At 74.3% G+C, this 21819-nt stretch carries 22 protein-coding genes; 15 read left to right on the forward strand and 7 right to left on the reverse strand.

Annotation, left to right across the window (positions count from 1 at the left end; genetic code table 11):
* The 4 genes from ACFV04_RS33505 to ACFV04_RS33520 form a co-directional block, all read left to right on the forward strand.
* The coding region (locus tag ACFV04_RS33505) for an acyl-CoA dehydrogenase family protein (protein ID WP_363627431.1) at window positions 1–216 on the forward strand (216 nt) is incomplete at its 5' end.
* A 142-nt stretch (window positions 217–358) separates the two neighbouring features.
* The gene (locus ACFV04_RS33510) at window positions 359–1042 is read left to right on the forward strand and encodes a TetR family transcriptional regulator (protein ID WP_380534634.1); all 684 of its coding nucleotides are present in this window, start codon (window positions 359–361) and stop codon (window positions 1040–1042) included.
* A gap of 169 nt (window positions 1043–1211) precedes the next feature.
* Window positions 1212–2576 (forward strand): chloride channel protein, encoded by a 1365-nt coding sequence (locus ACFV04_RS33515; protein ID WP_380349175.1) that lies wholly within the window; start codon window positions 1212–1214, stop codon window positions 2574–2576.
* A gap of 98 nt (window positions 2577–2674) precedes the next feature.
* Complete coding sequence (locus ACFV04_RS33520) at window positions 2675–2869, forward strand: DUF2278 family protein (protein WP_380349173.1); 195 nt, start codon at window positions 2675–2677, stop codon at window positions 2867–2869.
* A 150-nt stretch (window positions 2870–3019) separates the two neighbouring features.
* On the opposite strand, the gene ACFV04_RS33525 is transcribed toward ACFV04_RS33520, so the two are convergent.
* The gene (locus tag ACFV04_RS33525; protein ID WP_380349171.1) at window positions 3020–4459 is read right to left on the reverse strand and encodes an MFS transporter; all 1440 of its coding nucleotides are present in this window, start codon (window positions 4457–4459) and stop codon (window positions 3020–3022) included.
* A 186-nt stretch (window positions 4460–4645) separates the two neighbouring features.
* Between ACFV04_RS33525 and ACFV04_RS33530 the strand changes: the two genes are divergently transcribed.
* On the forward strand, window positions 4646–4993 hold the full coding sequence (locus ACFV04_RS33530; protein ID WP_380349169.1) for an ArsR/SmtB family transcription factor: 348 nt from the start codon (window positions 4646–4648) through the stop codon (window positions 4991–4993).
* Between the two features lie 91 nt (window positions 4994–5084).
* Here the strand turns inward: ACFV04_RS33530 and ACFV04_RS33535 are convergent, their stop codons facing one another.
* From ACFV04_RS33535 to ACFV04_RS33560, 6 genes are all read right to left on the reverse strand, one after another.
* Window positions 5085–6251, reverse strand: coding sequence for an NADH:flavin oxidoreductase (locus tag ACFV04_RS33535; protein ID WP_380349168.1), 1167 nt, complete (start codon window positions 6249–6251; stop codon window positions 5085–5087).
* Window positions 6252–6282: 31 nt separating this feature from the next.
* Entirely contained in the window at window positions 6283–6936 is a 654-nt protein-coding gene (locus ACFV04_RS33540; protein WP_380349166.1) for an NADPH-dependent F420 reductase, read from the reverse strand.
* Window positions 6937–7040: 104 nt separating this feature from the next.
* A complete protein-coding gene (locus ACFV04_RS33545; protein WP_380349164.1) occupies window positions 7041–7754 on the reverse strand; it encodes an AAA family ATPase in 714 nt (237 codons plus the stop codon).
* 608 nt (window positions 7755–8362) lie between these two features.
* Entirely contained in the window at window positions 8363–8950 is a 588-nt protein-coding gene (locus ACFV04_RS33550; RefSeq protein ID WP_380349162.1) for a TetR family transcriptional regulator, read from the reverse strand.
* 123 nt (window positions 8951–9073) lie between these two features.
* The gene (locus ACFV04_RS33555; RefSeq protein WP_380534615.1) at window positions 9074–10228 is read right to left on the reverse strand and encodes an oxidoreductase; all 1155 of its coding nucleotides are present in this window, start codon (window positions 10226–10228) and stop codon (window positions 9074–9076) included.
* Window positions 10225–11211, reverse strand: coding sequence for a ScbA/BarX family gamma-butyrolactone biosynthesis protein (locus ACFV04_RS33560; protein WP_380534617.1), 987 nt, complete (start codon window positions 11209–11211; stop codon window positions 10225–10227). The genes ACFV04_RS33555 and ACFV04_RS33560 overlap by 4 nt, the downstream gene beginning before the upstream one ends.
* 159 nt (window positions 11212–11370) lie before the next feature.
* Between ACFV04_RS33560 and ACFV04_RS33565 the strand changes: the two genes are divergently transcribed.
* The 10 genes from ACFV04_RS33565 to ACFV04_RS33610 all read left to right on the forward strand — a co-directional run bounded on the left by ACFV04_RS33565 (window position 11371) and on the right by ACFV04_RS33610 (window position 21819).
* A complete protein-coding gene (locus ACFV04_RS33565) occupies window positions 11371–12108 on the forward strand; it encodes a ScbR family autoregulator-binding transcription factor (RefSeq protein WP_360261724.1) in 738 nt (245 codons plus the stop codon).
* Between the two features lie 23 nt (window positions 12109–12131).
* Window positions 12132–12818 (forward strand): HAD family hydrolase, encoded by a 687-nt coding sequence (locus ACFV04_RS33570; protein WP_380349157.1) that lies wholly within the window; start codon window positions 12132–12134, stop codon window positions 12816–12818.
* 347 nt (window positions 12819–13165) lie between these two features.
* The gene (locus ACFV04_RS33575) at window positions 13166–14377 is read left to right on the forward strand and encodes a ParB/RepB/Spo0J family partition protein (RefSeq protein ID WP_380534619.1); all 1212 of its coding nucleotides are present in this window, start codon (window positions 13166–13168) and stop codon (window positions 14375–14377) included.
* Window positions 14358–15182, forward strand: a complete 825-nt coding sequence (locus ACFV04_RS33580; RefSeq protein ID WP_380349153.1) for a thioesterase II family protein — start codon at window positions 14358–14360, stop codon at window positions 15180–15182. The genes ACFV04_RS33575 and ACFV04_RS33580 overlap by 20 nt, the downstream gene beginning before the upstream one ends.
* A 467-nt stretch (window positions 15183–15649) precedes the next feature.
* Window positions 15650–16807, forward strand: coding sequence for a pyruvate dehydrogenase (acetyl-transferring) E1 component subunit alpha (gene pdhA, locus ACFV04_RS33585; RefSeq protein ID WP_380534621.1), 1158 nt, complete (start codon window positions 15650–15652; stop codon window positions 16805–16807).
* Window position 16808: 1 nt separating this feature from the next.
* Entirely contained in the window at window positions 16809–17807 is a 999-nt protein-coding gene (locus tag ACFV04_RS33590) for an alpha-ketoacid dehydrogenase subunit beta (protein ID WP_380534623.1), read from the forward strand.
* Window positions 17808–17818: 11 nt separating this feature from the next.
* Window positions 17819–19222 (forward strand): dihydrolipoamide acetyltransferase family protein, encoded by a 1404-nt coding sequence (locus ACFV04_RS33595; protein WP_380534625.1) that lies wholly within the window; start codon window positions 17819–17821, stop codon window positions 19220–19222.
* Between the two features lie 51 nt (window positions 19223–19273).
* On the forward strand, window positions 19274–20290 hold the full coding sequence (locus tag ACFV04_RS33600) for an AvrD family protein (protein WP_380534627.1): 1017 nt from the start codon (window positions 19274–19276) through the stop codon (window positions 20288–20290).
* Between the two features lie 151 nt (window positions 20291–20441).
* The gene (locus ACFV04_RS33605; protein WP_380534629.1) at window positions 20442–21458 is read left to right on the forward strand and encodes a beta-ketoacyl-ACP synthase III; all 1017 of its coding nucleotides are present in this window, start codon (window positions 20442–20444) and stop codon (window positions 21456–21458) included.
* 124 nt (window positions 21459–21582) lie between these two features.
* Window positions 21583–21819 (forward strand): phosphopantetheine-binding protein, encoded by a 237-nt coding sequence (locus ACFV04_RS33610; protein WP_360261703.1) that lies wholly within the window; start codon window positions 21583–21585, stop codon window positions 21817–21819.

The following is a 21819-nucleotide window of genomic DNA, read 5'->3' on the forward strand; positions in this document are numbered from 1 at the left end:
GGGGACGGGGACCTGACGTTCTTCGGTGCGGCGGCGAAGTGCTACGCGTCGGACGCGGCGATGGAGATCACGACGGACGCGGTGCAGTTGCTGGGTGGGTACGGGTACACCCGTGACTACCCGGTGGAGCGGATGATGCGGGACGCGAAGATCACGCAGATCTACGAGGGCACCAACCAGGTCCAGCGGATCGTGATGGCCCGCAACCTCCCGTAACCCGGCCTGACCTGCGCTGACGGCCGGACCGGAGCGTGGCCCGGCCGTCGGCGCCCGGACGGTGCGCCGATGTAGGTTGCGGAGAATGAGCGAGAAGGAAGAGCAGGACCTGCCCATGAACGACGGGCCCGCCAAGCCCGCGATGCGCGAGGCGCTGGTCGCCGCGGCCTTCGAGCTCTTCCTGGAGCGAGGCTTCGAGCAGACCACCGTCGACGACATCGTCTCGCTGGCCGGTGTCGGCCGGCGCTCCTTCTTCCGCTACTTCCCGGCGAAGGAGGACGTGGTCTTCCCCGACCACGAGCGCAGCCTCGCCGAGATGACGGAGTTCCTGGAGTCCGGCAGCGGCGAGGAGGATCCGGTCCGGCACGCCTGCGACGCCGCCCGCCTCGTCCTGCGGATGTACGCCGAACAGCCGTCCTTCTCCGTCCAGCGCTACCGGCTGACCCGCAAGGTGCCCGGACTGCGGGCGTACGAGCTGTCGGTGGTCTGGCGTTACGAGCACACCCTCGCCGCCTACCTGCGCGGCCGCTTCGCGGCCCGCCCGGACGGCCCGCTGCGCGCCGACGTGATCGCGGCGGCCGTCGTCGCCGCGCACAACCACGCCCTGCGCACCTGGCTGCGCTCGGGCGGGGAGAGCGACTGGGTGGCCGAGGTGGACGCGGCGATGGCCTTCGTCACCGGCACCTGGAGCGACCGGCCGGCCGAGGCCGCCGGCGAGGGCGAGTCCGACGAGGTCGTGGTCCTGGTCGCCAGCCGGCGGGCCCCGCTGTGGCGCATGGTCCAGGGCATCGAGAGCGCGCTCGGCGGCGACACCCGGCAGGTCTGACCGGCGGACCGCCGGGGCCCGCGCTCCCGCTCACCCGTACGGCGCAACCGTGCCCGTTCCCGACCCCGCACGGCCCGCGCACCGTGCGGGGCCGCCCTCCCCGGGTGAGACTCGGTCGCAGGACGGGCCACCGTGGCATCGGGCGGCCCGGGATCGCGAAGGAGCGGCCATGCCGGGGACGCCCCAGCAGCAGGACGGCGGTCCGACCCTGCGTGAGGTGCTGCTGCGCAAGGGCTACTTCGGCCTGCTGCTGCTCTCCGGCCTGGTCGGCATCCCGGTCTCGCTGGCCGCGTTCGGCTTCCTCGGCCTGGAGCACCAGCTCCAGCACTGGGTCTGGGAGAGCCTGCCGGAGACCGCGGGCTACAGCCAGGCCCCCTGGTGGTGGGCGCTGCCCGCGCTGCTGCTCGCCGGCCTGCTGCTCGCCCCGATCGTCATCCGGCTGCCCGGACGCGGCGGCCACATCCCGGTGCAGGGGCTCGGCGGACCGCCCACCCAGCCCGTCGCCGTCCCGGGCGTGGTGCTGGCCGCACTGGCCTGCCTGCCGCTCGGCGTGACGCTCGGTCCGGAAGCGCCGCTGATGGGGCTCGGCGGCGGCCTCGCCCTGCTCGCCGTCCGTGCCGCCAAACGGGCCCAACACCCGCAGCTGGTGGCGGTGCTGGGAACGGCGGGCGCGGCGGCGGCGATCTCCACCATCTTCGGGAGCCCGCTGGTGGCCGCGGTCATGGTGCTCGAGGCGGCCGGACTGGGCGGCCCGCAACTGGTCGCACTGATCCTGCCCAGTCTGCTGGCCAGCGGCATCGGCGCACTGGTCTTCACCGGCTTCGGCCACTGGACCGGCCTGGCGATCGGAGCGCTCTCGCTCCCGACCGTCCCCAAGAGCGCCGTCCCCGACCCCGGCGACTTCCTGTGGGGCATCCCGCTGGCCGCCGCGGTCGCCCTGCTCCTCGTGACCGGGCAGACGATCGGCCGGCGGGTCAAGGGCTTCATGGCGGTGGACACCGCTCGGCGGACCGCCGTCCGGACGGTGCTCTGCGCGGTCGTCGTCGGCGGCTTCATCACCGCGTACGCCCTGCTCACCGGCCGCTCCCCGGAGGAGGCCGCGCTCTCCGGCCAGGCCACCCTGAGCACGCTCGCCGCCGACCCGGCCGCCTGGTCGATCGGTGCGCTGCTCGCCCTCGTGCTCTGCAAGGCGCTCGCCTGGGGGGTCGCGCTCGGCAGCCTGCGCGGCGGGCCGATCTTCCCGGCGATCCTGCTCGGCGCCGCGCTCGGCATCGCCTGCGCGCCGCTGCCGGGCTTCGGCACCGAACCCGCCCTGGCCGTCGGGCTGGCGGCCGCCGGCGCCGCCGTCACCCGGCTGCCGGTCACCAGCGCCGTGCTGGCCACCGCTCTCCTCGGGATCGACTCGGTGGACGCCATGCCACTGGTGATCGTCGCGGTCGTGACGGCGTTCATCACCGGCGAGGCGCTCCGGGGCCGGAAGAAACGCGGCGCGACCCCGGCCGACCGGGCGGCAGCCGGGGCCGGGGCCGGCTGAGGTCCGGGCCCTCGGGCTGTCGACGTTCGGAGCGCCGGAGACCGCTGCGAGGGACGGGAAGTGGACATCCGTCGATTCGGGGGTGACGGCGCGGCCGGGTGCGCCATAACGGCGTCTACCAGGACGGCGGCCTGCTCGTCCACCTGCCCGCCCTGAACCGCCGGCCCGCGGTCTTCCTCGCCTTCCAGTCCCAGCCCTGGCACACAGACGACCGCACCGGCCACACCCTGCCGGCCCACGCCCCCGTCCCGCGCCCCAGCCGGCACCACCGGTCGGCCGACCACCGGCCGTAGCCGCGGCGGCTCCCCGCGGGACGCGCCGCGACGGCCTCCCCGGCGCGGACGGTGGTCCGGCCGGGAAGGCCGTCGGTGCTCCCGTGCCGCCTGCGGGGGTTCAGGCGGCGGAGGAGCAGGGGGTTGCGGACGCCCGGATCGCGGGGTCCGTCAGCTGCGGGCCGGCCCGGGTGTGGCCGGGGTTTCGGTGCGCCGCTCCGAGCGGGTGACGAGCCGCCAGGCGCAGAGCGCACCGAGCAGGTAGGAGACGCCGACCAGGACGAACGAGACGGAGGCGCCGCGGCTCCAGTCCGAGGTGGCGTGCAGCACCACGCCGATCACCGCGATGCCCACCAGGGAGCCGATCTGGCGGTTGGCGTTCAGCACCGATCCGGCGACGTTGGCGTGCTCCGGCCCGGCGGAGTCCACCATCGCCGCGGTCATGCCGGGGGAGATGATGCCGGACCCGAGGCTGGCCAGGCCGATGCCGACGGCGATCAGCCAGTAGGGGGTGGTGGCGGAGACGGCGGTCAGGGCGAGCGAGCAGACGCCCGCCAGCAGCATGAAGACCGTCAGCAGCGGTCCGTTGGCGTACCGCCCGGAGATCTTCGAGTAGACCACGTTCGCCACCGGGGACAGGACGGTGATCGGGATCAGTTCCAGGCCGGCCACGAACGGGCTGGCACCCTGGGCGTGTTGGAAGAACAGGCCGAGCATGAAGATGGTGCCGAACAGCGCGAAGTTGAAGAAGAAGCCGACCAGGTTGGCGCCGGAGAACCCGGGGCGGCGGAAGAGCGTCCACGGCATGACGAGCTTGTCGCCGCGGCGCTCGCGCCGGACCAGGAGCACGGCGGCGACCAGTGCCACGGCGTACGCGACGACCACCGGGGTCGCTCCCCAGCCGAGCTGCGGGCCCTCGATCAGGGCGTAGCTGAGCGCCGCGAGGGCCACGATCCAGATCAGGTGGCCGAGCGGGGCGGGCCGCGCGGAGCGGGCCTCCGGCCCCGCGACGAACCGCTTCGTCATCAGCATGCCGACGACGCCGATCGGCAGGTTGAGCAGGAAGATGCTCTGCCAGCCGAGCGAGCCCACCATGAGGCCGCCGAGCGTCGGGCCGATGCCCGAGGAGGTGGCGACGATCGCGGACCACAGGCCGAGCATCCGGGTGCGCCGGCGCTTCTCCGGGAACGAGAACACCAGCAGGGACAGCGAACTGGGCATGAACAGTGCGGCGCCGGCGCCCTGCAGCATCCGGGCGGCGATCAGCAGCTCCGGCGTGGTGGACAGCGCGCACCCGAGCGAGGCCAGCAGGAACAGGCCCATGCCCCACATGTAGACCGTCTTCGCGCCGAGCCAGTTGGCGAGGCCGCCGGCCAGCATCAGCAGGGACGCGAAGGTCAGGATGTAGCCGTCGACGACCCAGGTGAGCTGGGTGAGCGTGGCGCCCAGCTTCTCCTGGAGGGTCGCGCCGGCGACGTTGACGATGGTGACGTCCAGGGTGGCCATCACGAAGCCGGTGGCCAGCGCGGCGATCTTCAACCCGCCGGAGGTGTCCGGCGGGGCGGCGGGGGAGGTGTCGGTCTGCGCCGGACTGGTCTCGGCGGTTGTCATCGCTGGTTCCTTCGTTGCGGGTGACCGCTGCGCGCGGAGCGAGCAACTCGCTGTCGGCACGGTCGAGTTGGGTTGGAAGGCGCGGTTCAACTGAAGGGCATATGACGATGCATGTCAAATTGGATGGTGGTCGTCATATGGCTGGAGTCGTACGATGGGCGCGCAGCGAAACCAGAGAGGTGCCACGTGACTGCACACGCCGCCGCAGCAGACCGCATCGGTGACCACCCCGATGCCGCGGACATCACCCTGCAGCGCATCCTGGAGGCCTTCGCGGACCCGGTGCGCCGCAGCATCGTCCGGCAGATCGCCGACGCGCCCGGCGACACCGCCTGCGGCACCTTCGACATCTCGGTGACCAGGTCGACCGGGACCCACCACTTCCGGGTGCTGCGGCAGTCCGGGCTGATCCGGCAGTACTACGTCGGCACCTCCAAGATGAACACCCTGCGCCGCGACGACCTGGAGCAGGCCTACCCGGGCCTGCTGGACGCCCTCATCGCGGCGGCGGACCGCGAGGCCGCCGCCGGCTGAGCACCGCGGCGACGCCGCCCCCGGCCCACCACGACGGCACCCGGAGGGGCGCCGGCGCCCAACCCGGAGGGGCGCCACCGCGCGCCCGGAGTCAGTGCAGCGCGGCGAGTTCCGCAGCGTCGAACGGGCGCAGCCCGTCCGTCCGTCCGGTGCGCACCTGCTCGGCCCAGGCCGGGTTCGCCACCAGGGCCCGGCCGACCGCGACCAGGTCGAACTCGCCCGCCGCGAGCCGCTCGGCCACCAGGCCGATGTCGTCGACCTCCGCGCCCTTGCCCTCCACGTACCCGAGGAAGTCGCTGTCGCGCAGGCCGACCGAGCCGACGGTGATGGTGGGCCGGCCGGTCACCTTCTTCACCCAGCCCGCCAGATTGAGCCCCGAGCCCTCGAACGCGGGCTGCCAGAACCGCCGGGTCGAGCAGTGGAAGACGTCGACCCCGGCGTCCACCAGCGGTGCCAGGAAGGTCTCCAGGGCCTGCGGGTCGTCCGCGATCCGGGCCCGGTAGTGCGCCACCTTCCACTGCGAGATGCGCAGGATGACGGGGAAGTCCGGCCCGGTCGCCGCCCGGCAGGCCCGGACCACCTCGGCGGCGAACCGCGTCCGGCCGGCCGGGTCGCCGCCGTAGCGGTCGGTGCGGCGGTTGGTGACGTCCCAGAAGAACTGGTCGAACAGGTAGCCGTGGGCGGCGTGCAGCTCGACGCCGTCGAAGCCCAGGCGCCGGGCGTCGGCGGCGGCTCGGGCGAAGGCCTCCACGACCTCGGCGATGTCGGACTCGGACATGGCGCGCCCGGCCGGGCTGCCCGGCTCCCGGCCGGAGGGGCTGATCAGGCCGCCCGGCGGGTCGAACAGCTCGACGCCCTTCGGCGCCGTACGGCGCGCCTCCGTCAGGGACTTGCCCCACAGCAGCGGGTCCTGGCCGACGTGCCACAGCTGGGGGACGATCCGCCCGCCGGCGTCGTGGACCGCGCGGACCACGCCGGCCCAGCCGGCCAGGGCGTCCACGCCGTGGAAGCGCGGCACCGACGGCCGGTTCCCGGCCGCGGGGTGACCCACGAAGGTGCCCTCGGTGATGATCAACCCCACGCCGTGCCGGGCCCGGCGGGCGTAGTACTCGGCGACGTCAGCGCCGGGCACCCCGCCGGGGGACAGGTCGCGGGACATCGGGGCCATGACGATCCGGTTGTCCAGGGCCAGTCCACCGGCCTTGAACGGCTCGAACAGCGGTGCCGCGGCCGCCGGTCGCGGCGGTGTCGTGCTCACGTGACTGCCTTCCTTCCAGACGGTCCTGCGGTCAGCCGGAGAGGCCGGTCAATGCCCGCATCTCGCCGGGGGTGAACATGTGCGGGAAGAGCACGCCGCCCGGGTCGAGCGGGGCCGAGCCGTCCAGGCCGCCGAGGTCCACCGGGGTGAAGCCGGCGTCGTGGACCAGCCGCGCCACCACGGCCTTGGCCGGGGCGTCGTCGCCCGCGATCGCGATGGCCCAGAAGTGCCGCTGCCTCGTCCCGCGGGACCAGAGCAGCTCGTCCATGACGTGGGTGAACGCCCGGACCACGGTGGCGGCCGGCAGCTGCTTCGAGGCGTGCCGGCCCTGGGTCACCCCCGGGGTGAGGGTCGAGACCACCCGGCCGTCCTCGGTGAGCGACACCGGGTTGGTGGCGTCGATGACGATCTTCCCGGCCAGGTGCTCGCCGACCTCGCCGAGCACCCCCTCCGCCGCCTCGTACGGGACGGACAGCAGCAGGACGTCGGCCGTACGGGCCGTCTCGGCGAGCGTCGCCGCCCGGGCCCCGGCGCCCAGTGGCTCGACGAAGGAGGCCAGGTGCTCCGGGGTGCGGGAGCCGAACGTCACCGAATGGCCGGCGGCCAGCCAGTGGCGGCCGACCGGCCGGCCGATGTTGCCGGCGCCGAGGACGCCGAGCTTCAGCGGCGTCGTGGGATTGGTCATGGCAGTGGGTTCCTTCGACGGGGCGGAACGGGGCGGGAGGGGGCAGCCCGGGGCGGGCGGGGCGCTGGGTGGGCGGTGCGAGGGCGGTGCGAGGCGGTGCGGGCTCAGGCCGCGAGGGACTCGGCCGCGGCGTTGCGCTCGGCCTCGGTGCGGACGTCGAGCTGCTCGTAGTCCTTCTTCGCCGCCTCGATGGCGTCCTCGATCGACAGGACCCGGGGCAGGCCGAAGACCTCGGTGATGCCCTCCAGCCGCTCGGGGATGGTGCCGCCGATGATGTGGGTGGGGATCTTCAACTCGTCCAGCACGTTCAGCAGGTGCTCGTCGGAGAGGACCCGGAAGCGCTCGTTGACCGGGCGGTGGCCGTTCGGGTCCAGCGGGAACTCGATCGGCAGGTGGACGAAGGCGTCGTAGGTCTCCTTGGCGTACTGCTTGAGCGCGACGCCGAGCTGGGCGACGACCTGCTCGTAGAAGCGGATCTCGTCGGTCTTCTCCACCGACTCCAGACCGATGGACTCGTTGGGGTTGATCCCGACGGTGACGCGCACGGTGGCGTAGGTCCACTCGTGCAGCGAGGAGCCGTCCGAGATGTAGCCGCCGGGCAGGTGGCTCTCGTGCACCGCCCGCTCGACGTAGCGGCGCATCACCAGCTGGATCAGCTCGGCCGCGTTGCACTCCTCCAGGGTCTTGCCCGGGACGGCGTGCGGCAGGATCTCCCGCATGGTCTTGGCGTGGGTGCGCGGGATCCCGGTCAGGTGGGCCAGCGCCATGGTGGTGAGGGTCTTGCCGGAGGAGTAGGTGCCGGAGATCGCGAGCTTCATCGTGTGCCTCTCGAAGAACGGACGGCTGTCAGGGCTGTCAGGGCTGTCAGTGCGGCGGTGCGGGCGGTGCGGTCGGGGTGTTCGTTCCGGGCCGGCCGGGCGGGACGCGCAGGGCGGACGCACGCGGAAACCGGAGCGCTCGCAAGGGCGGCCGGACGGCGTGGGGAGAGCGGAGGGCGCGGGGGAACGGATTGCCCCGGAAGGAAGAAGCGCGGGGAGCGCCGGAGGGCGGTGGAACGGGGAGCACGGGGAAACGTGATCCACGAGAAGCGCTGAGGACGCGGCTCCCGGCCCGGGGGCGTCACCGGCGGTCCGGTGAGTCTTTCCGGTCCGGCGGGAAGCGGTGCGTGAGAAAGGCTAGCGGCCGTCGAACTCGTGGTGCCAGGTTTCCCGTTTGCACAGCTGCGCTCTTTTCCGCCGGGCGAAAGGGAACGGCTGCGCGGGGCGAAAGGGGAGGGCCGTGCGGAGCGAAAAGGGGACGTCTTCGCGGAGCGAAAGGGGGAGGGCGGTGCGGAGCGGAACGGGCTGTGCGACTGGCGCCGGGTCCGCAGTTGCACACGGTCGGTGTCCGGTCCGGCCGGGCCCGGCGCGGGGGAGCCGTCCGCAGGTCAGCCGAGGCGGAGGGCCGTGCGCAGTACGTGCCAGGCGTCGTCGGGTTCGACCGGGACGCCGTGCGAGGCGTCCCAGGTCGGCATGTAGGAGAAGCCGTACAGGACGACCAGGATCAGGTAGGCGAGGGATTCTGCCGGGTAGGACGGCGTGATCTCCCGTTCCTCCTGGGCTCTGCGCACACTCGTGACCATTTCCCGGCGGATGTCTCCGAAGAAACCGTCCGAATCGCCCTCGCAGCGTTCGCAGTCCGCGGCGAGCCGGAGAGCGGCCCGGAAGCGGACGTTGGTTTCGAACTGTCCGCGCATCCGGCCGAGGAGTTCGGTGAGCGCCGCGCCCGCCGTCGGCCGGGGGAGCGTGTCGGCGGGCGCGTCCCGGAGGCGTTTCCAGTGTTCGGCGCTCTCGTCGACCAGTGCGGAGGCGAGTTGGTGTTTGGAGCCGAAGTGCGCGTACAGCGCGCCCTTCGTCATGCCCGTCCGGGCCACCACGGCCTCGACCTTGGTGGCGGCGAAGCCGTGGACGGCGAACTCCTCGGCTGCGGCGTCCAGTACGCGTTCACGGGTCAGCCACGCCCTGGCCTGTTTCACCACCGTGGCACCCTCGTCACTCTGTTCATCGCTGGAAACCTACCTATGCGAAGGTTTGTTGTCGAGGGTAGTCGATGCCCGGGCCGGCCACCCGCCGATGGCCGGCCGTTCGCTGACGCACCGTCAGGAGTCGGTCGGGGCCGCCGGACCGAGCAGGGCGTCGGCGTACTCGGCGGCGGCCGCCGAGGGCCCCAGCGCGCCGTGCGTGGCCGCGGTGGTGATGTCGCGCCAGTACCGCTGGAACGGGGAGCCGTCCCGGTGGACGTGCGAGCCCGAGGCGTGGAAGAGACGGTCCACGGCGGCCGCGCACCAGCGCACGGCCGTGACGGCGTCCCGCCGGTTCTCTGCCACCAGCAGCGGCGTCACCGGGTCCTCGTCGGCGCGCCGGGCCGCCCGCTCCAGGAGCAGCCGGGCCGCCGCGATCTGCGCCGAGCCCTCGCTCAGCGCCCGGTCCGACTCCGTCCGCCGGGCAGTCGCGGCGGCGCTCCAGGCGTCCAGGGCGCCCCGGGCCGCGCCGGCCACCGGCGCCGCGAACATCAGCGCGCCGACCAACTGCACCGGGACCCGGTGGCAGCGGGCCGCGTCCTGCGAGACGGGGTGCCGCAGGTCCGCCATGGTGAAGGAGAGCCGGTCGGGGACGAACGCCTCCGCCACCTCGACCGCGTGGCTGCCCGTCCCGCGCATGCCCAGGCTGCGCCAGGTGTCCAGCGCGGTCCAGTCCGCCCTGGGGACGGCGAGGATCCGGTGCTCGGGGCGGTCCGGCGTGCCGGTGCGGCTCGCCAGCAGCAGCCAGTTTGCGTGGTCGACCCCGCTCGCCGTGTCCCACCGGCCGCTGAGCAGCCAGCCGCCCGGCACCCGTACGGCCCGGCCGCGCGGCGGCATGATGGCGGTGGCGACCAGCACGTCGGGGGAGTCGCGCCACAGCGCCGTCCGGCCCTCCTCGGGCAGGTAGGAGGCCAGCCGCCCGTGCGCCGCGAACAGGGCGGCGCACCAGGCGGTGGACGGGCAGGTCCGCGCGACGGTCGCCGAGGCGGCGAGGAGCGCGGAGAACGTCCCGGCCGTGCCGCCGAACCCGCGCGCCACGAAGTGCCGGGGGAACCCGGCAGCGGTGATCGCGGCCACCGTCTCCGCGCCGAGCCGGCGCCGGTCCTCCAGCGCGGGCAGATCCCGCTCCGCCGCCCGGACCACCCGTCCGACGGCCTCGGCGGGGAGCTCCGCGGCCTCGGGGAGCTCCGAGGTTTCGGCGGGGCGCTCGGCGGCGTCGGCGGCCCCGCTCACGGGGCGTCCCCGCGGGCCGTCACGTCGTCCAGCGGTGCGTACCCGAGCAGGGCCGAGGCGAGGGTCGCCCCGCCCTGGACGGCGGCGACCTCCGTCGTCCCCGGCTCCGGTCCGGGCCGCGCGGCGACGCGCACCGGCGCGTCCGGCTCCCCGAACGCGGTGAAGGCCGCGCGGACGCGGGTGGGGTCGGGCGGTGCGCCGATCGCGCGGGCGGCCTGCCGGAACGCTTCCAGCAGCACCATGCCCGGCACGTGGTCGGACGGGTGGTCGAAGAGCACCGGGTGGCCGGGGTCGGGGTCGAGCAGGAACGTGCCGGGCGCGCTCCCCGGGGTGCGGGCGAGCAGCACGTGCCGGCCGTCCGCGTACCCGGCCTCCCGGGGGGCGAGCCGCCGGGACTCCCCGGCGGGCGGCCCGGAAGGGGCCGCCGCCTTCCGCCGGGCGCGGTCGCGGACCAGGGCGTAGAACTCGGGGTCCCGGACCTCCCAGTGGATCCCGGCCCGGCCGGCGGTCACGCCGTCGACCGACACCACGGCGTCCAGCGCCAGGCCGGTGCGGTGCGGCGTGGTCACCGTCTTCGTGCAGACGGCGTCGAGCACGGCGTGCTGCGGGCCGGCGGGCCGGTGCGTCGAACCGGCCCGGGTCAGCCGGAGGTCGAGGGTGTCGAGGACGAACGGGTGGCCCTGCGGGACGCCGTGGAACCGGTGGGACAGGTGGATCAGGGCCTGGCGGACCGTCTCGACCACCAGCAGCGGGTCGGTCGGCAGGCCCGTCCCGCCGTGGTGCAGGAAGCGGTGGCGGTCCCAGCGGGCGGCGACGCGGAACCGGTCGTCGCCCGTGCGGGCGGCGTCGGTGAGGAGGACCTCGCCGGGGGCGGCCTTGTGGACGGCGGCGGCCGGCAGGCGGTGCCGGAACGAGAGTCCGCGCCGGGGCGAGGCCCGGGCGGCCGGTGGCAGGTACCTTGGCGATGCGGTGATGCTGGACATACGAGCACGTCCCCCGTTGGTGAGCCGTTCCCTAAGGTGGTGCCACCCCGCTGCGGACGCGGGTCACCCCCCAGGTGGCCGTTGATCACGGCCCGAAAATATACCTGGGAGAAGGTATATAGCCAGGATCGACGGGACGCGAGAGAGGAACAGAGAACAGTGAGCCAGAGCAAGAGTGCCGCCACCGAGCCGCTGTGGCCGGCGCTGCGCACCGGTGCGACCGGGCCGTGTCTGCGCCAGGAGCGCGCCGAGCGCACCAGGGAGCAGATCCTGCACTGCGCCGCGCGGATCTTCGCCGAGCGCGGCTACGAGCGCACCGGCATCAAGGACGTGGCCGACGAGGTGGCCATGACCAAGGGCGCGGTCTACTTCCACTTCCCCAACAAGCAGGCGTTGGCCGTCGCCGTCGTCGAGGAGCTGTACTCCCGCTGGCCGGTGACGCTGGAGGCGGTGCGGGCCAAGGGCCTCTCGCCGCTGGACACGGTGATCGAGATGTTCAACGCGGCCACCACCGCGTTCCTGGAGGACCCGATCATGCAGGCCGGCACCCGGCTGCAGAACGAGCGCGCCGCCATCGACGTCGAACTGCCGCTGCCGTACGTGGACTGGACGAACCTGATCTCGATGCTGCTGCGCGAGGCCGGGGAGCAGGGGCAGCTGGCCGACCACGTCGACCCCGACGTGGCCGCCCGGGTCGCGGTCGCGGCCTTCTTCGGCGCCCAGCACATCTCCGACAACCTTTACGCACGCGCCGACTTCGCGGAACGCTGGCGCGAGGTGCGCGACACGCTGTTCCCGGCGCTGCGCGCCCGGCCGCGGTCCGCGACCGGGACGCGTGCCGCCGGCGGTGCCCGCGCCGCGAGCACCCGACCCGCCCGAAGCGTCACCCCGAGGTGACCCGAGCCCCCCGAGGAGCCCCCGTGGCCCTGCCCGACCGTCTGGCGTTCAGCGACGTCGACGAGACACTGATCGACTGCAAGAGCATGTTCGACTTCCTCGACCACTACCTCGGCGTCCGGTACGGCCCGCCGGGCGTCCGGCGCGGCCGCCGGGTCCGGGAGGAGATCACCGCGCTGGCCGCCGCCGGGAGCCCGCGCGAGCGGAACAGCCGGACGTACTACCGGGAGTGGGCCGGGGAGCCGGCCGGGGACGTCGCCGCGGCCGGCCGCGCGTGGTTCGCGGAGCGCAGCGCGCAGGCCGGCTTCTGGATCGCCCCCGTCCGGGACGCCCTGGCGCGCCACCGGGCGGCGGGCGGCGCGGTCGTGCTGGTCTCCGGGGCGTTCCCGGCGATCCTCGACCCGATCGCGGAACGGGTCGGGGCGGCGCACCTGGTGTGCAGCCGACCCGAGGTGCGCGGGGGAGTGCTCACCGGCGAACTGGTCGGCGAGCCGGTCATCGGGGAGGAGAAGCGCCGGGCGGTGCGCGCCCTGTTCGCCGCCCATCCGCACGTCGATCCGGCGGACTGCCACGGCTACGGCGACCACGCCTCCGACCTGCCGATGCTCACCGAGGTCGGGCACCCGGTGGTGGTCGGTGACCCGCGGCTGGCCGAACTGCTCCCGGGCGCACGGTTGTTGCTGGTCGACGGGGTGGCGGCAGCCGACTGACGGGCACCCGGGCGGCGGTCGTCATGTGACGGTATTGCTGCGGTACGTTACACCCTCGTTAAAATACCTTCCCAAAGGTATGTTCGTGTGCCACGATCGCGACGGAGCATTCGGCAGCTGCGTCGTGGAGCCGCCCGGAGTCCGCGCCGACGGAACCCGCCCCTGCGGGCGCCGTCGGCCGGCCGGGTCCCGCGGCAGCGCGGGCCGGTGCCCCTTTGGCCTGTCTCGACGAGGAGACGACCCAGCAGACCCAGGGAACGGGGCGGTACTTCCCCGAGCCGGGCGGTGACGGCACCACGCACCGCCCGGCCGGCCGCCCTCCCGCGACGCACGCCAGAGGACCCGCCGTGAAGCAAGAGACCGTCAGCGACCGCGCCGAACCGCCCCTCACGCCCCGGCCCGGTCGACCGTCCCCCACACCCCGGACCAGCCGGACGCCCCCGGAAGCCGGAGGCTCGGCCCCGGAACCCGGCCGCCCGCCCCAGGAGTGGTCGCCGGCCCTGTCCGAGGTGGTGCCGGTCCCGGTCGTCGCACTGCTGCCGGCCGACTCGCCGCGCACCGGCGGCGAGGACCCCGAACACCTGAGGACCCTGGCCGGACTCGACCAGGACCTCCCGCCGATCATCGTCCACCGCCCCAGCATGCGGGTGATCGACGGCATGCACCGGCTGCGGGTCGCCGCCGCCCAGGGCAGACCCGTCATCCCCGCCCGCTTCTTCGAAGGCTCCGAACGCGACGCCTTCGTACTCTCCGTCCAGAGCAACACCCGCCACGGCCTCCCCCTGTCCCGGGCGGACCGGGTGGGCGCCGCCCGGCGGATCCTCACCTCGCACGCCGAGTGGTCGGACCGGATGGTCGCCTCCGTCACCGGGCTGTCCACCAAGGCGGTCCGCGAGCTGCGGCGCAGTGAGAGCGGGACCATCCCGCACGCCGCGGCCCGGGTCGGCCGGGACGGCCGGGTCCGGCCGCTGGACAGCGCACTCGGCCGACTGCGCGCGGGCGAGCTGATCACCGCCAACCCCCTCGCCTCGCTCCGCGCGGTCGCCGACGAGGCGGGCATCTCCCCGGGGACCGTCCGCGACGTCCGGGACCGGTTACGGCGCGGTGAGGACCCGGTGCCCGCCGGACGCCGCACGACCCGGCCCGCGGACCGGGCCCGCCCGGACCGGACCCGCCCCGCGCCGCCGGCGGTGGGCCCGGCCCCCGGCGCCCGGCAGGCAGGCCCCGGCCCGCAGCAACCCGCCCAGGACCTGGCCCGCGTCATGGAACGGCTGATGAGCGACCCCGCGCTCCGGCTGACGGAGAGCGGCCGCCACCTGCTGCGGATGCTCACCAGCAGCCTCCTGCCGCCCGACCAGCGTGACCAGCTGGCCCGCAGCATCCCGCCGCACTGTGCCGATCGGGTCTCCCGGCTCGCCCTCGAATGCGCCGCCGCCTGGCGGGAGTTCGCGCACCAGGTGGAGACCGCCCGGCCGGAGCAGGATCCCGGCCGTGGTGCCGAGCAGCCGCCGTCCCCCCAGCCCGTGACGGGGAGGGCCGGTGTTCCGGCAGCCGTCTGACCCGGCGCGCCGCCGACCGGCCGGCGGCGCGCCGCCCGCGGCCGTGGTGTGCAACCGGGCCCGGGCCTCAGTCGCACAGCCGATCGACCCGCGCGTCGGCCCGGTCACCCTGCTCGGGCTGCACCCGGCCGGCGGCAGTACGGCCTTCTTCTCCGGCTGGCAACGGGCCCTGGGCGAGCGGGTGGAGGTGGTCCCGGTCCGGATCCCCGGCCGGGACCCCGCCGGGGGCCACTGCCGCCAGGGGCTGCCCGGTCTCGTCGCCGCACTGGAACGCGACCTCGGCCCGCTCCTGGAACGGCCCCACCTCCTCTACGGGCACAGCATGGGCGCGCTGCTCGCCTACCGGCTCGCCCGCCGCAGGGCCGAGCACGGGCGACGGCTGCCCGAGCGGCTGCTGGTCGGCGCCTACCCGGCACCCCACCTGCCGCATCCGCTGCAGCGGGCGGCCCGTCTCACGGACGCCGAACTCGTCTCCTGGCTGGTCGACTTCGGGTCGCTCCCGGCCGCGCTGCGGGCCGACACCGGCTGGCTGCGCGAACGGATCTCCCTGGTGCGGGCGGAGATCGGCCTCTGTGCCGGGAATTCCGAGGGATTCACCCACCGGACGCTGCCGTGCCCGGTCGAGGTGTTCTCCGGGGAGGACGATCCGCTGGTGTCGGCGGCGTCCGCGGCCGCCTGGTCCGAACACGCCGGCGGGGGTTTCGCATGGCACCGCGTCCCCGGGGGGCACTTCTTCCCCCGGGAATCGAAGGACGCCTTCTTCCGCCGCCTCGGCGACCTGGTCGCACCGCTGGCAGCCGTCTGACGGCGCCTGCCCGGCCGGAATCCGGGGCCGTGCACCGTGGTTCGGGGCCGTGCGCCGGAACTCGGGGCCGGCTCTCGCGCGGGGTTTCCGAGCCGGTTCCGAGCCGGTTCCGGGCCGGTTCCGCCCGGAATCCGTACCGGTTTCCGGCCCGGTGCCCCGGCGCGGACCTCACGGTCCGACGGCACGTTCCGGTCGGATGCCCGCGCCGCTTGCGTGACGGCGTGGGCGGCGGGCAGAGTTCTCCGTGCCTGGCCCGAACTCGCCTTGAGGAAAAGGGAGTTCGAACGCCGGGGAAAGGCGGGGCGAGACGCCCGCCGGGCGCCCCGGGCCGCGTCGCCGGCCGACACCGATCCGAGTCGGCCGTGCTCCCCGCTCCCGCTCCCGCTCCTGCACCCGCTCCCGCAACACCGTCGATCGCACCGGCGACACCCGCTCGCCGACACCCCGCCCAGAGGAAGGAGGTCGCCATGCCGCACGCGCACACGCCGGCCGAGGCCGTACAACTGCTGACCCCGGACGGCGAACGGAAGCACCACCCCGACTACCGGTTCGATCCGACGCCGGACCGTCTCCTCGGCCTCTACGAGGACATGGTCCGCGCCCGCCGGATCGACGCCGAGGGGGTGCTGCTCCAGCGCCAGGGCGAACTCGCCCTCTGGCCCTCGCTGTTGGGGCAGGAGGCCGCCCAGATCGGCTCCGCCCGGGCGCTCGACGACGAGGACCACGTCTTCCCCAGCTACCGAGACCACGGCGTGGCGCTCGCCCGGAACGTCGACCCCCTCGACCTCTTCGCACTGTTCCGGGGCACCACCAACGGCGGCTGGGACCCGCGGGAGCACAACGTCCACCTCTACACCCTCGTCATCGGCGCCCAGACGTTGCACGCCACCGGCTACGCGATGGGCGTCGCCAAGGACGGCGCGGAGTCCGCCGTCATCGTCTACTTCGGCGACGGCGCGACCAGCCAGGGCGACGTCAGCGAGGCCTTCAACTTCGCGGCCCTGAACGACGCCCCCGTCGTCTTCTTCTGCCAGAACAACCAGTGGGCCATCTCCGAACCCGCCGACAGGCAGAGCCGGGTGCCGATCCACCGGCGGGCCGCCGGTTTCGGTTTCCCCGGGATCCTGGTGGACGGCAACGACGTGCTGGCCTGCCTCGCCGTCACCCGGGAGGCCCTGCGGCGGGCCCGCAGCGGCGAGGGGCCGACGCTGATCGAGGCCTTCACCTACCGGATGGGCGCGCACACCACCTCCGACGACCCCACCCGCTACCGCGACGCCGAGGAGGTGCGCGCCTGGGAGCGGAAGGACCCGATCACCCGGCTGCGGACGTACCTGCTGGCCAACGGCTGGGCGGACGAGGAGTCCCTCGCACGGATCGACCGGGCGTGCGACGAAGCGGCCCGCTCCGTACGCGCGGCCGTGCGCTCGATGGCCGCGCCCCCGGCGGAGGCCATGTTCGCGCACGTCTACGCGGACGGCCACACCCTGGTGGCGGAGGAGGCCGCGCAGTTCGCCGCCCTCGCCGCCGGTTCGGCTCACACCGCCGGTTCGGCCGCCGCCGGTTCCGCCCCTGCGGCCGGTTCCGCCCACGTGGCCGGTTCCTCCTCCACGGAAGGGGCCTGAGATGGCAGTGCACCGGAATCCGGCCGAGGGGCCGGCCCGCACGGTCGCGCAGGCGATCAACTCGGCCCTGCGCGCCGCCCTGGAGGAGGACCCCCGGGTCCTGGTGACGGGCGAGGACGTCGGCCGGCTCGGCGGTGTCTTCCGGGTGACCGACGGCCTGCAGAAGGACTTCGGCGACGGCCGGGTGATCGACACCCCGCTGGCCGAGTCCGGCATCGTCGGCACGGCGATCGGCCTGGCGCTGCGCGGCTACCGCCCGGTGGTGGAGATCCAGTTCGACGGTTTCGTGTTCCCCGCCTTCGACCAGATCGTCACCCAGCTGGCGAAGCTGCACGCCCGCTCGAACGGCAGGCTCACCCTGCCAGTGGTCATCCGGATCCCGTACGGCGGCGGCATCGGCGCGGTCGAGCACCACAGCGAGTCCCCCGAGGCACTGTTCGCGCACGTCGGGGGAGTGAAGGTGGTCTCGCCCTCGAACCCGGCCGACGCGCACTGGATGCTCCGGCAGGCCATCGCCGGGAACGACCCGGTCGTCTACTTCGAGCCCAAGCGCCGCTACTACGACCGCGGTCCGGTGCCCCCCGCCGCCGAACTGCCCCTGCACGCGGCCCGGGTGGTCCGGCCGGGACGGGACCTGACGCTCCTCGGCTACGGGCCGACGGTCGCGACCTGCCTGGAGGCGGCCGCGGCCGCCGGGGAGGAGGGCGACAGCCTGGAGGTGATCGACCTGCGCTCGGTGTCCCCGATGGACTTCGACACGATCGAGGCCTCGGTGCGCCGCACCGGGCGGCTGGTCGTCGTGCACGAGGCACCGGTCTTCTTCGGCGCCGGCGCCGAGATCGCGGGCCGGATCACCGAGCGCTGCTTCCACCACCTGGAGGCCCCCGTCCTGCGGGTCGGCGGCTACCACATGCCGTACCCGCCCGCCTCCTTCGAGGACTCGTACCTGCCGGACGTCGACCGCGTCCTGGACACCGTCGACCGCGCCTTGGCGTACTGAGGAGAGGAACCGTGACCACGACCGCGCAACGCGTCCGCGACTTCCCCCTGCCCGACGTGGGCGAGGGGCTCGTGGACGCGGAGATCCTCGCCTGGCACGTGCGGCAGGGCGACCGGGTGACCGACGGCCAGGTCGTCTGCGAGGTGGAGACCGCCAAGGCCAGTGTCGAGCTGCCGATCCCGTACGACGGCGTGGTGCACCGGGTCCACGTCGAGGCCGGGACGACGGTCGCGGTGGGTGCCGTCATCATCTCGATCGACACCGGTGCGCAGGGCCCGGAGGCCCCGGCGCCCGAGCCGGCCGTGCCCGTCTCCTCCGCCGCCACTGCGTCCGACGTGCCCGCCGACGTGCCCGCCGACGTGCCCGCCGAGGAGCCGGACGCGCAGCCCACCGCCCGGCAGCCGGTCCTGGTCGGCTACGGCGTGACCCCCGGGCGCTCCGGCCGCAGGCCCCGCCGGAACGGATCGGCGGCGCCCGCCCCGACCGCTGAGCGGCCTGCCGCCAAGCCGCCCGTCCGCAAGCTGGCCAAGGACCTGGGGGTGGACCTGGCCGCGGTCGTCCCCACGGGCGCCGGCGGCGTGGTGACCAGGTCGGACGTGCACGCGGCCCGCCAGGCGCCGGGCGTTCGGTCCGCCGCGCTCCCGGCCGCGGCGCCCCCTGCGGGCGCGTCCCCGGCCGCCGCGCCCCCGGTGGCCCCCGGCCCGTCCGGGGCCGAGGGCGAGATCCGGGTCCCGGTGAAGGGGGTGCGCCGGGCCACCGCCCGGGCGATGGTCGCCAGCGCCTTCACCGCCCCGCACGTCACCGAGTTCGTCACCGTCGACGTGACCCGCACCATGGCCCTGGTCCGGGACCTGAAGCAGGACCCGGAGCTGGCCGGTCTGCGGGTGAATCCGCTGCTGCTGGTGGCAAGGGCGTTCCTGCTCGCGGTCCGGCGCCATCCGGAGGTCAACGCCTGCTGGGACGAGGAGAACCAGGAGATCGTCCGCAAGGAGCGGGTCAACCTGGGCATCGCCGCCGCCACCGAGCGCGGTCTGATCGTCCCCAACATCAAGGACGCGGGCGCCCTGACCCTGCCCCGGCTCGCCCGTGCGCTGGGGGAGCTGGTCGGGACCGCCCGCGAGGGCAGGACCGCACCGGCCGCGCTGGCGGGGGGCACGGTCACCCTCACCAACATCGGCGTCTTCGGCGTGGACACCGGGACGCCGATCCTCAACCCGGGGGAGTCGGCGATCCTCGCCTTCGGCGCCGTCCGGGAGCGGCCCTGGGTCCACAAGGGCGAGGTGGTGCCCCGGCAGGTGACCACCCTGGCGCTCTCCTTCGACCACCGGCTGGTCGACGGCGAGCTGGGGTCGAGGGTGCTGGCCGACACCGCAGCCGTCCTGGAACACCCGAAGCGCCTGCTCACCTGGGCCTAGCCGCATCGGGCCCCGCCACTTCCGGGTCCCGCCGACTCTCCGAGGGAAGCCATGACTGACACCGCAGCGCCGATCCGCCCCCGTCGCGTCACCGTCGACGACTACCTGGGCCCGGGAGAGAAACGTTTCTTTGGTGAGGGGTACAAGCGCGCCCGCCAGCGGCTGAGCGACATCCGGGTCGGCGTCGGCCGGGACGGCACCGCCTCCGTCCGCGCGCTCGCCTCCGTCAGCTACCCGGACGACTGGTCGAAGAAGGGCCGGCACAACCAGCGCCCGCACCTCAGCAGCATCGACGTGCTGCTGCTCGCCGGCGAAGCCGCCGAGCTGTACCTCGCCCACGTCCTGGGCCTGGACCCCGAGCAGCGCGGCACCGCGCGGCTGCGCCGGGTGCGGATGAAGGCCGGCACCAGCCCCGTCGAGGAGGAGCTCGACGAGTTCCCGGTGGAGGCGACCGTCACCGAACTCCCCGGCGTCGGCCGCGGTCCCCGGCAGCGGGTGTCCGCCGTCGACTGCAGGGTCGGCGCCCTGCGGGTGCGTCTGGAGATCGAGCACCCGGCCGGCACCGCCCACACCGGACCCGGCTCGTACACCGACCCCGACGAGCTGCTCGGCAGCGCGGCGCTGCGCCCGTACGGGACGGCCCACCGGTCCAAGTACCAGGTGATCGAAGGCCTCTCGGTCGACTTCGCGGCGAACTCGGCCGCCGCCACGGTCAGTTCCCGGTTCCGGACGGACGAGGACCGCCCGGTGCGGGGACTGGAGAGCTACAGCCACCGGGCGACCTCGATCCTGGACGTCTTCGTCGCCGCCATCCAGCTCGGCCAGATCCTGCTCTACGAGATCGACGGCGTACCGCGCTCGGAGAGCAACACCCTGTGGATGCGGCAGACCGTGCTCGACATCGCAGACCCGCACCGGCCGGTGACCACACCGGAACGGCTCTCCGTACACCTCGACGGGACCGAACTGCTCACCTCGCGCGAGGGCGAGACCTGGCGGCTGGTCGACATCGTCGGCGGCTTCCGGCACATGTCGGTCCGCTGCTCGGCTGCCCACCGGCTGCCATGACCGCGCACCGGCCGCAGTGACCGACCGCCCGCTGCCGTGACCGCCCCGCCCCCGGCACCCGCCCCGCGAACGCACACCGTGGAAAGGACATCGTGGAAAGGACCCAGACCATGACCGATCGACTCCGCCGCGCCACCCCCGGAGGCCGGTCGTGAGCCGGGCCGCCGTCCTCGCGGGCCTCGGCGCCATGGTGCCCGAGCGGGCCGTGGACAACGAGGAGATCTCCCGGATCGTCGACACCGACGACGAGTGGATCCGGACCAGGACGGGCATCGGCCGCCGCTACTGGGCCGACCCCGGCACCGCCACCGGCGACCTCGCGGCGGTCGCCGGCCGACGGGCGCTGGAGTCCGCCGGCGTCGACACCGTCGACCAGGTGATCCTGGCCACCAGCACGCCGAACCGTCCGATGCCCGCCACCGCCCCGGAGGTCGCCAGCGCGCTGGGTCTCGACGGGGTGCCCGGCTTCGACCTGTCCGCCGCCTGCGCCGGGTTCGTCTACGGCCTCCAGTCCGCCGCCGGCGCGATCGCGGCCGGATTCGCCGAACGCGTCCTGGTGATCGGCGCGGACATCTGGTCGACCCGGCTGGACCCGGAGGACCGCGCCACCGCCATCATCTTCGGCGACGGTGCCGGTGCGGCCGTCCTGCGCGCCGGGGACGCCGCCGAGCCGGGCGCCCTGCTCGGCTTCGACCTCGGCAGCGACGGTGCCAACCGGGACCTCGCGTTCCTGCCCGCCGGCGGATCCCGGCAGCGCTCCGAGCGGGCCCCGCTGCGCGACGCGGACAACTACCTCGCCATGCGCGGCAAGGAGATCTTCACGCACGCGGTCGAGCGGATGGCGGGCTCCTCGGAGGCGCTGCTGGACTCGGTCGGCTGGACCGCCGCGGACGTCGACCGGTTCGTCGGCCACCAGGCGAACGTCCGCATCCTGCACACCGTGGCCGACGTGATGACGGTGCCGCGGGAGCGGGTGGTGGTGCACCTCGACAAGGTCGGGAACACCTCGGCCGCCTCGATCCCCCTCGCGCTCACCGACGCCGCCGTCGAGGGCCGGCTGACGCCGGGCCAGAAGGTCCTGCTGACCTCCTTCGGCGGCGGACTGAGCTGGGGTTCGACGGCCCTCAGCTGGCCCGACATCAAGGTGTCCGGCATCGAGACCGCCTGATCCCGGCGCCCCGCTCGTTCCCGGTCCGCCCCGTGCCCCGCCCGGGGCGTCCCGGGTACCCCGTGCACCCGGAGCGACCTGTACGACCCGTGCGACCCGTGCAACCCGTGTGAAAGGACAGACGATGGACCGCATCACCGAGCGCATCCTGACCATCCTGCAGGACAAGTTCTCCCTCGACGGCGAGCTCACCGCCACGACCGCCTTCTCCGACCTCGACCTCGACTCCCTCGTGCTGCTGGAGCTGTCGGTGATCCTGGAGCGCGAGTTCGGCGCCCGCATCCCCGAGGACGAGATGGCCGAGGCGGGCAGCGTGGCCGGCCTGGCCGCCCTGATCTCCGCCCGGACCGCCGCGGTCTGA

Origin of the sequence: Kitasatospora sp. NPDC059599 (genome assembly GCF_042735125.1) — a bacterium.
Taxonomy (GTDB): Bacteria; Actinomycetota; Actinomycetes; order Streptomycetales; family Streptomycetaceae; genus Kitasatospora.

Bases quoted from the DNA above. Each gene is read 5' to 3' on its own strand.
- ACFV04_RS33510 (WP_380534634.1), top strand. From the start codon at position 359: ATGCGCGAGGCGCTGGTCGCCGCGGCCTTCGAGCTCTTCCTGGAGCGA.
- ACFV04_RS33515 (WP_380349175.1), top strand. From the start codon at position 1,212: ATGCCGGGGACGCCCCAGCAGCAGGACGGCGGTCCGACCCTGCGTGAG.
- ACFV04_RS33525 (WP_380349171.1), bottom strand. From the start codon at position 4,459: ATGACAACCGCCGAGACCAGTCCGGCGCAGACCGACACCTCCCCCGCC.
- ACFV04_RS33540 (WP_380349166.1), bottom strand. From the start codon at position 6,936: ATGACCAATCCCACGACGCCGCTGAAGCTCGGCGTCCTCGGCGCCGGC.
- ACFV04_RS33545 (WP_380349164.1), bottom strand. From the start codon at position 7,754: ATGAAGCTCGCGATCTCCGGCACCTACTCCTCCGGCAAGACCCTCACC.
- ACFV04_RS33560 (WP_380534617.1), bottom strand. From the start codon at position 11,211: ATGTCCAGCATCACCGCATCGCCAAGGTACCTGCCACCGGCCGCCCGG.
- pdhA (WP_380534621.1), top strand. From the start codon at position 15,650: ATGCCGCACGCGCACACGCCGGCCGAGGCCGTACAACTGCTGACCCCG.
- ACFV04_RS33590 (WP_380534623.1), top strand. From the start codon at position 16,809: ATGGCAGTGCACCGGAATCCGGCCGAGGGGCCGGCCCGCACGGTCGCG.
- ACFV04_RS33600 (WP_380534627.1), top strand. From the start codon at position 19,274: ATGACTGACACCGCAGCGCCGATCCGCCCCCGTCGCGTCACCGTCGAC.
- ACFV04_RS33610 (WP_360261703.1), top strand. From the start codon at position 21,583: ATGGACCGCATCACCGAGCGCATCCTGACCATCCTGCAGGACAAGTTC.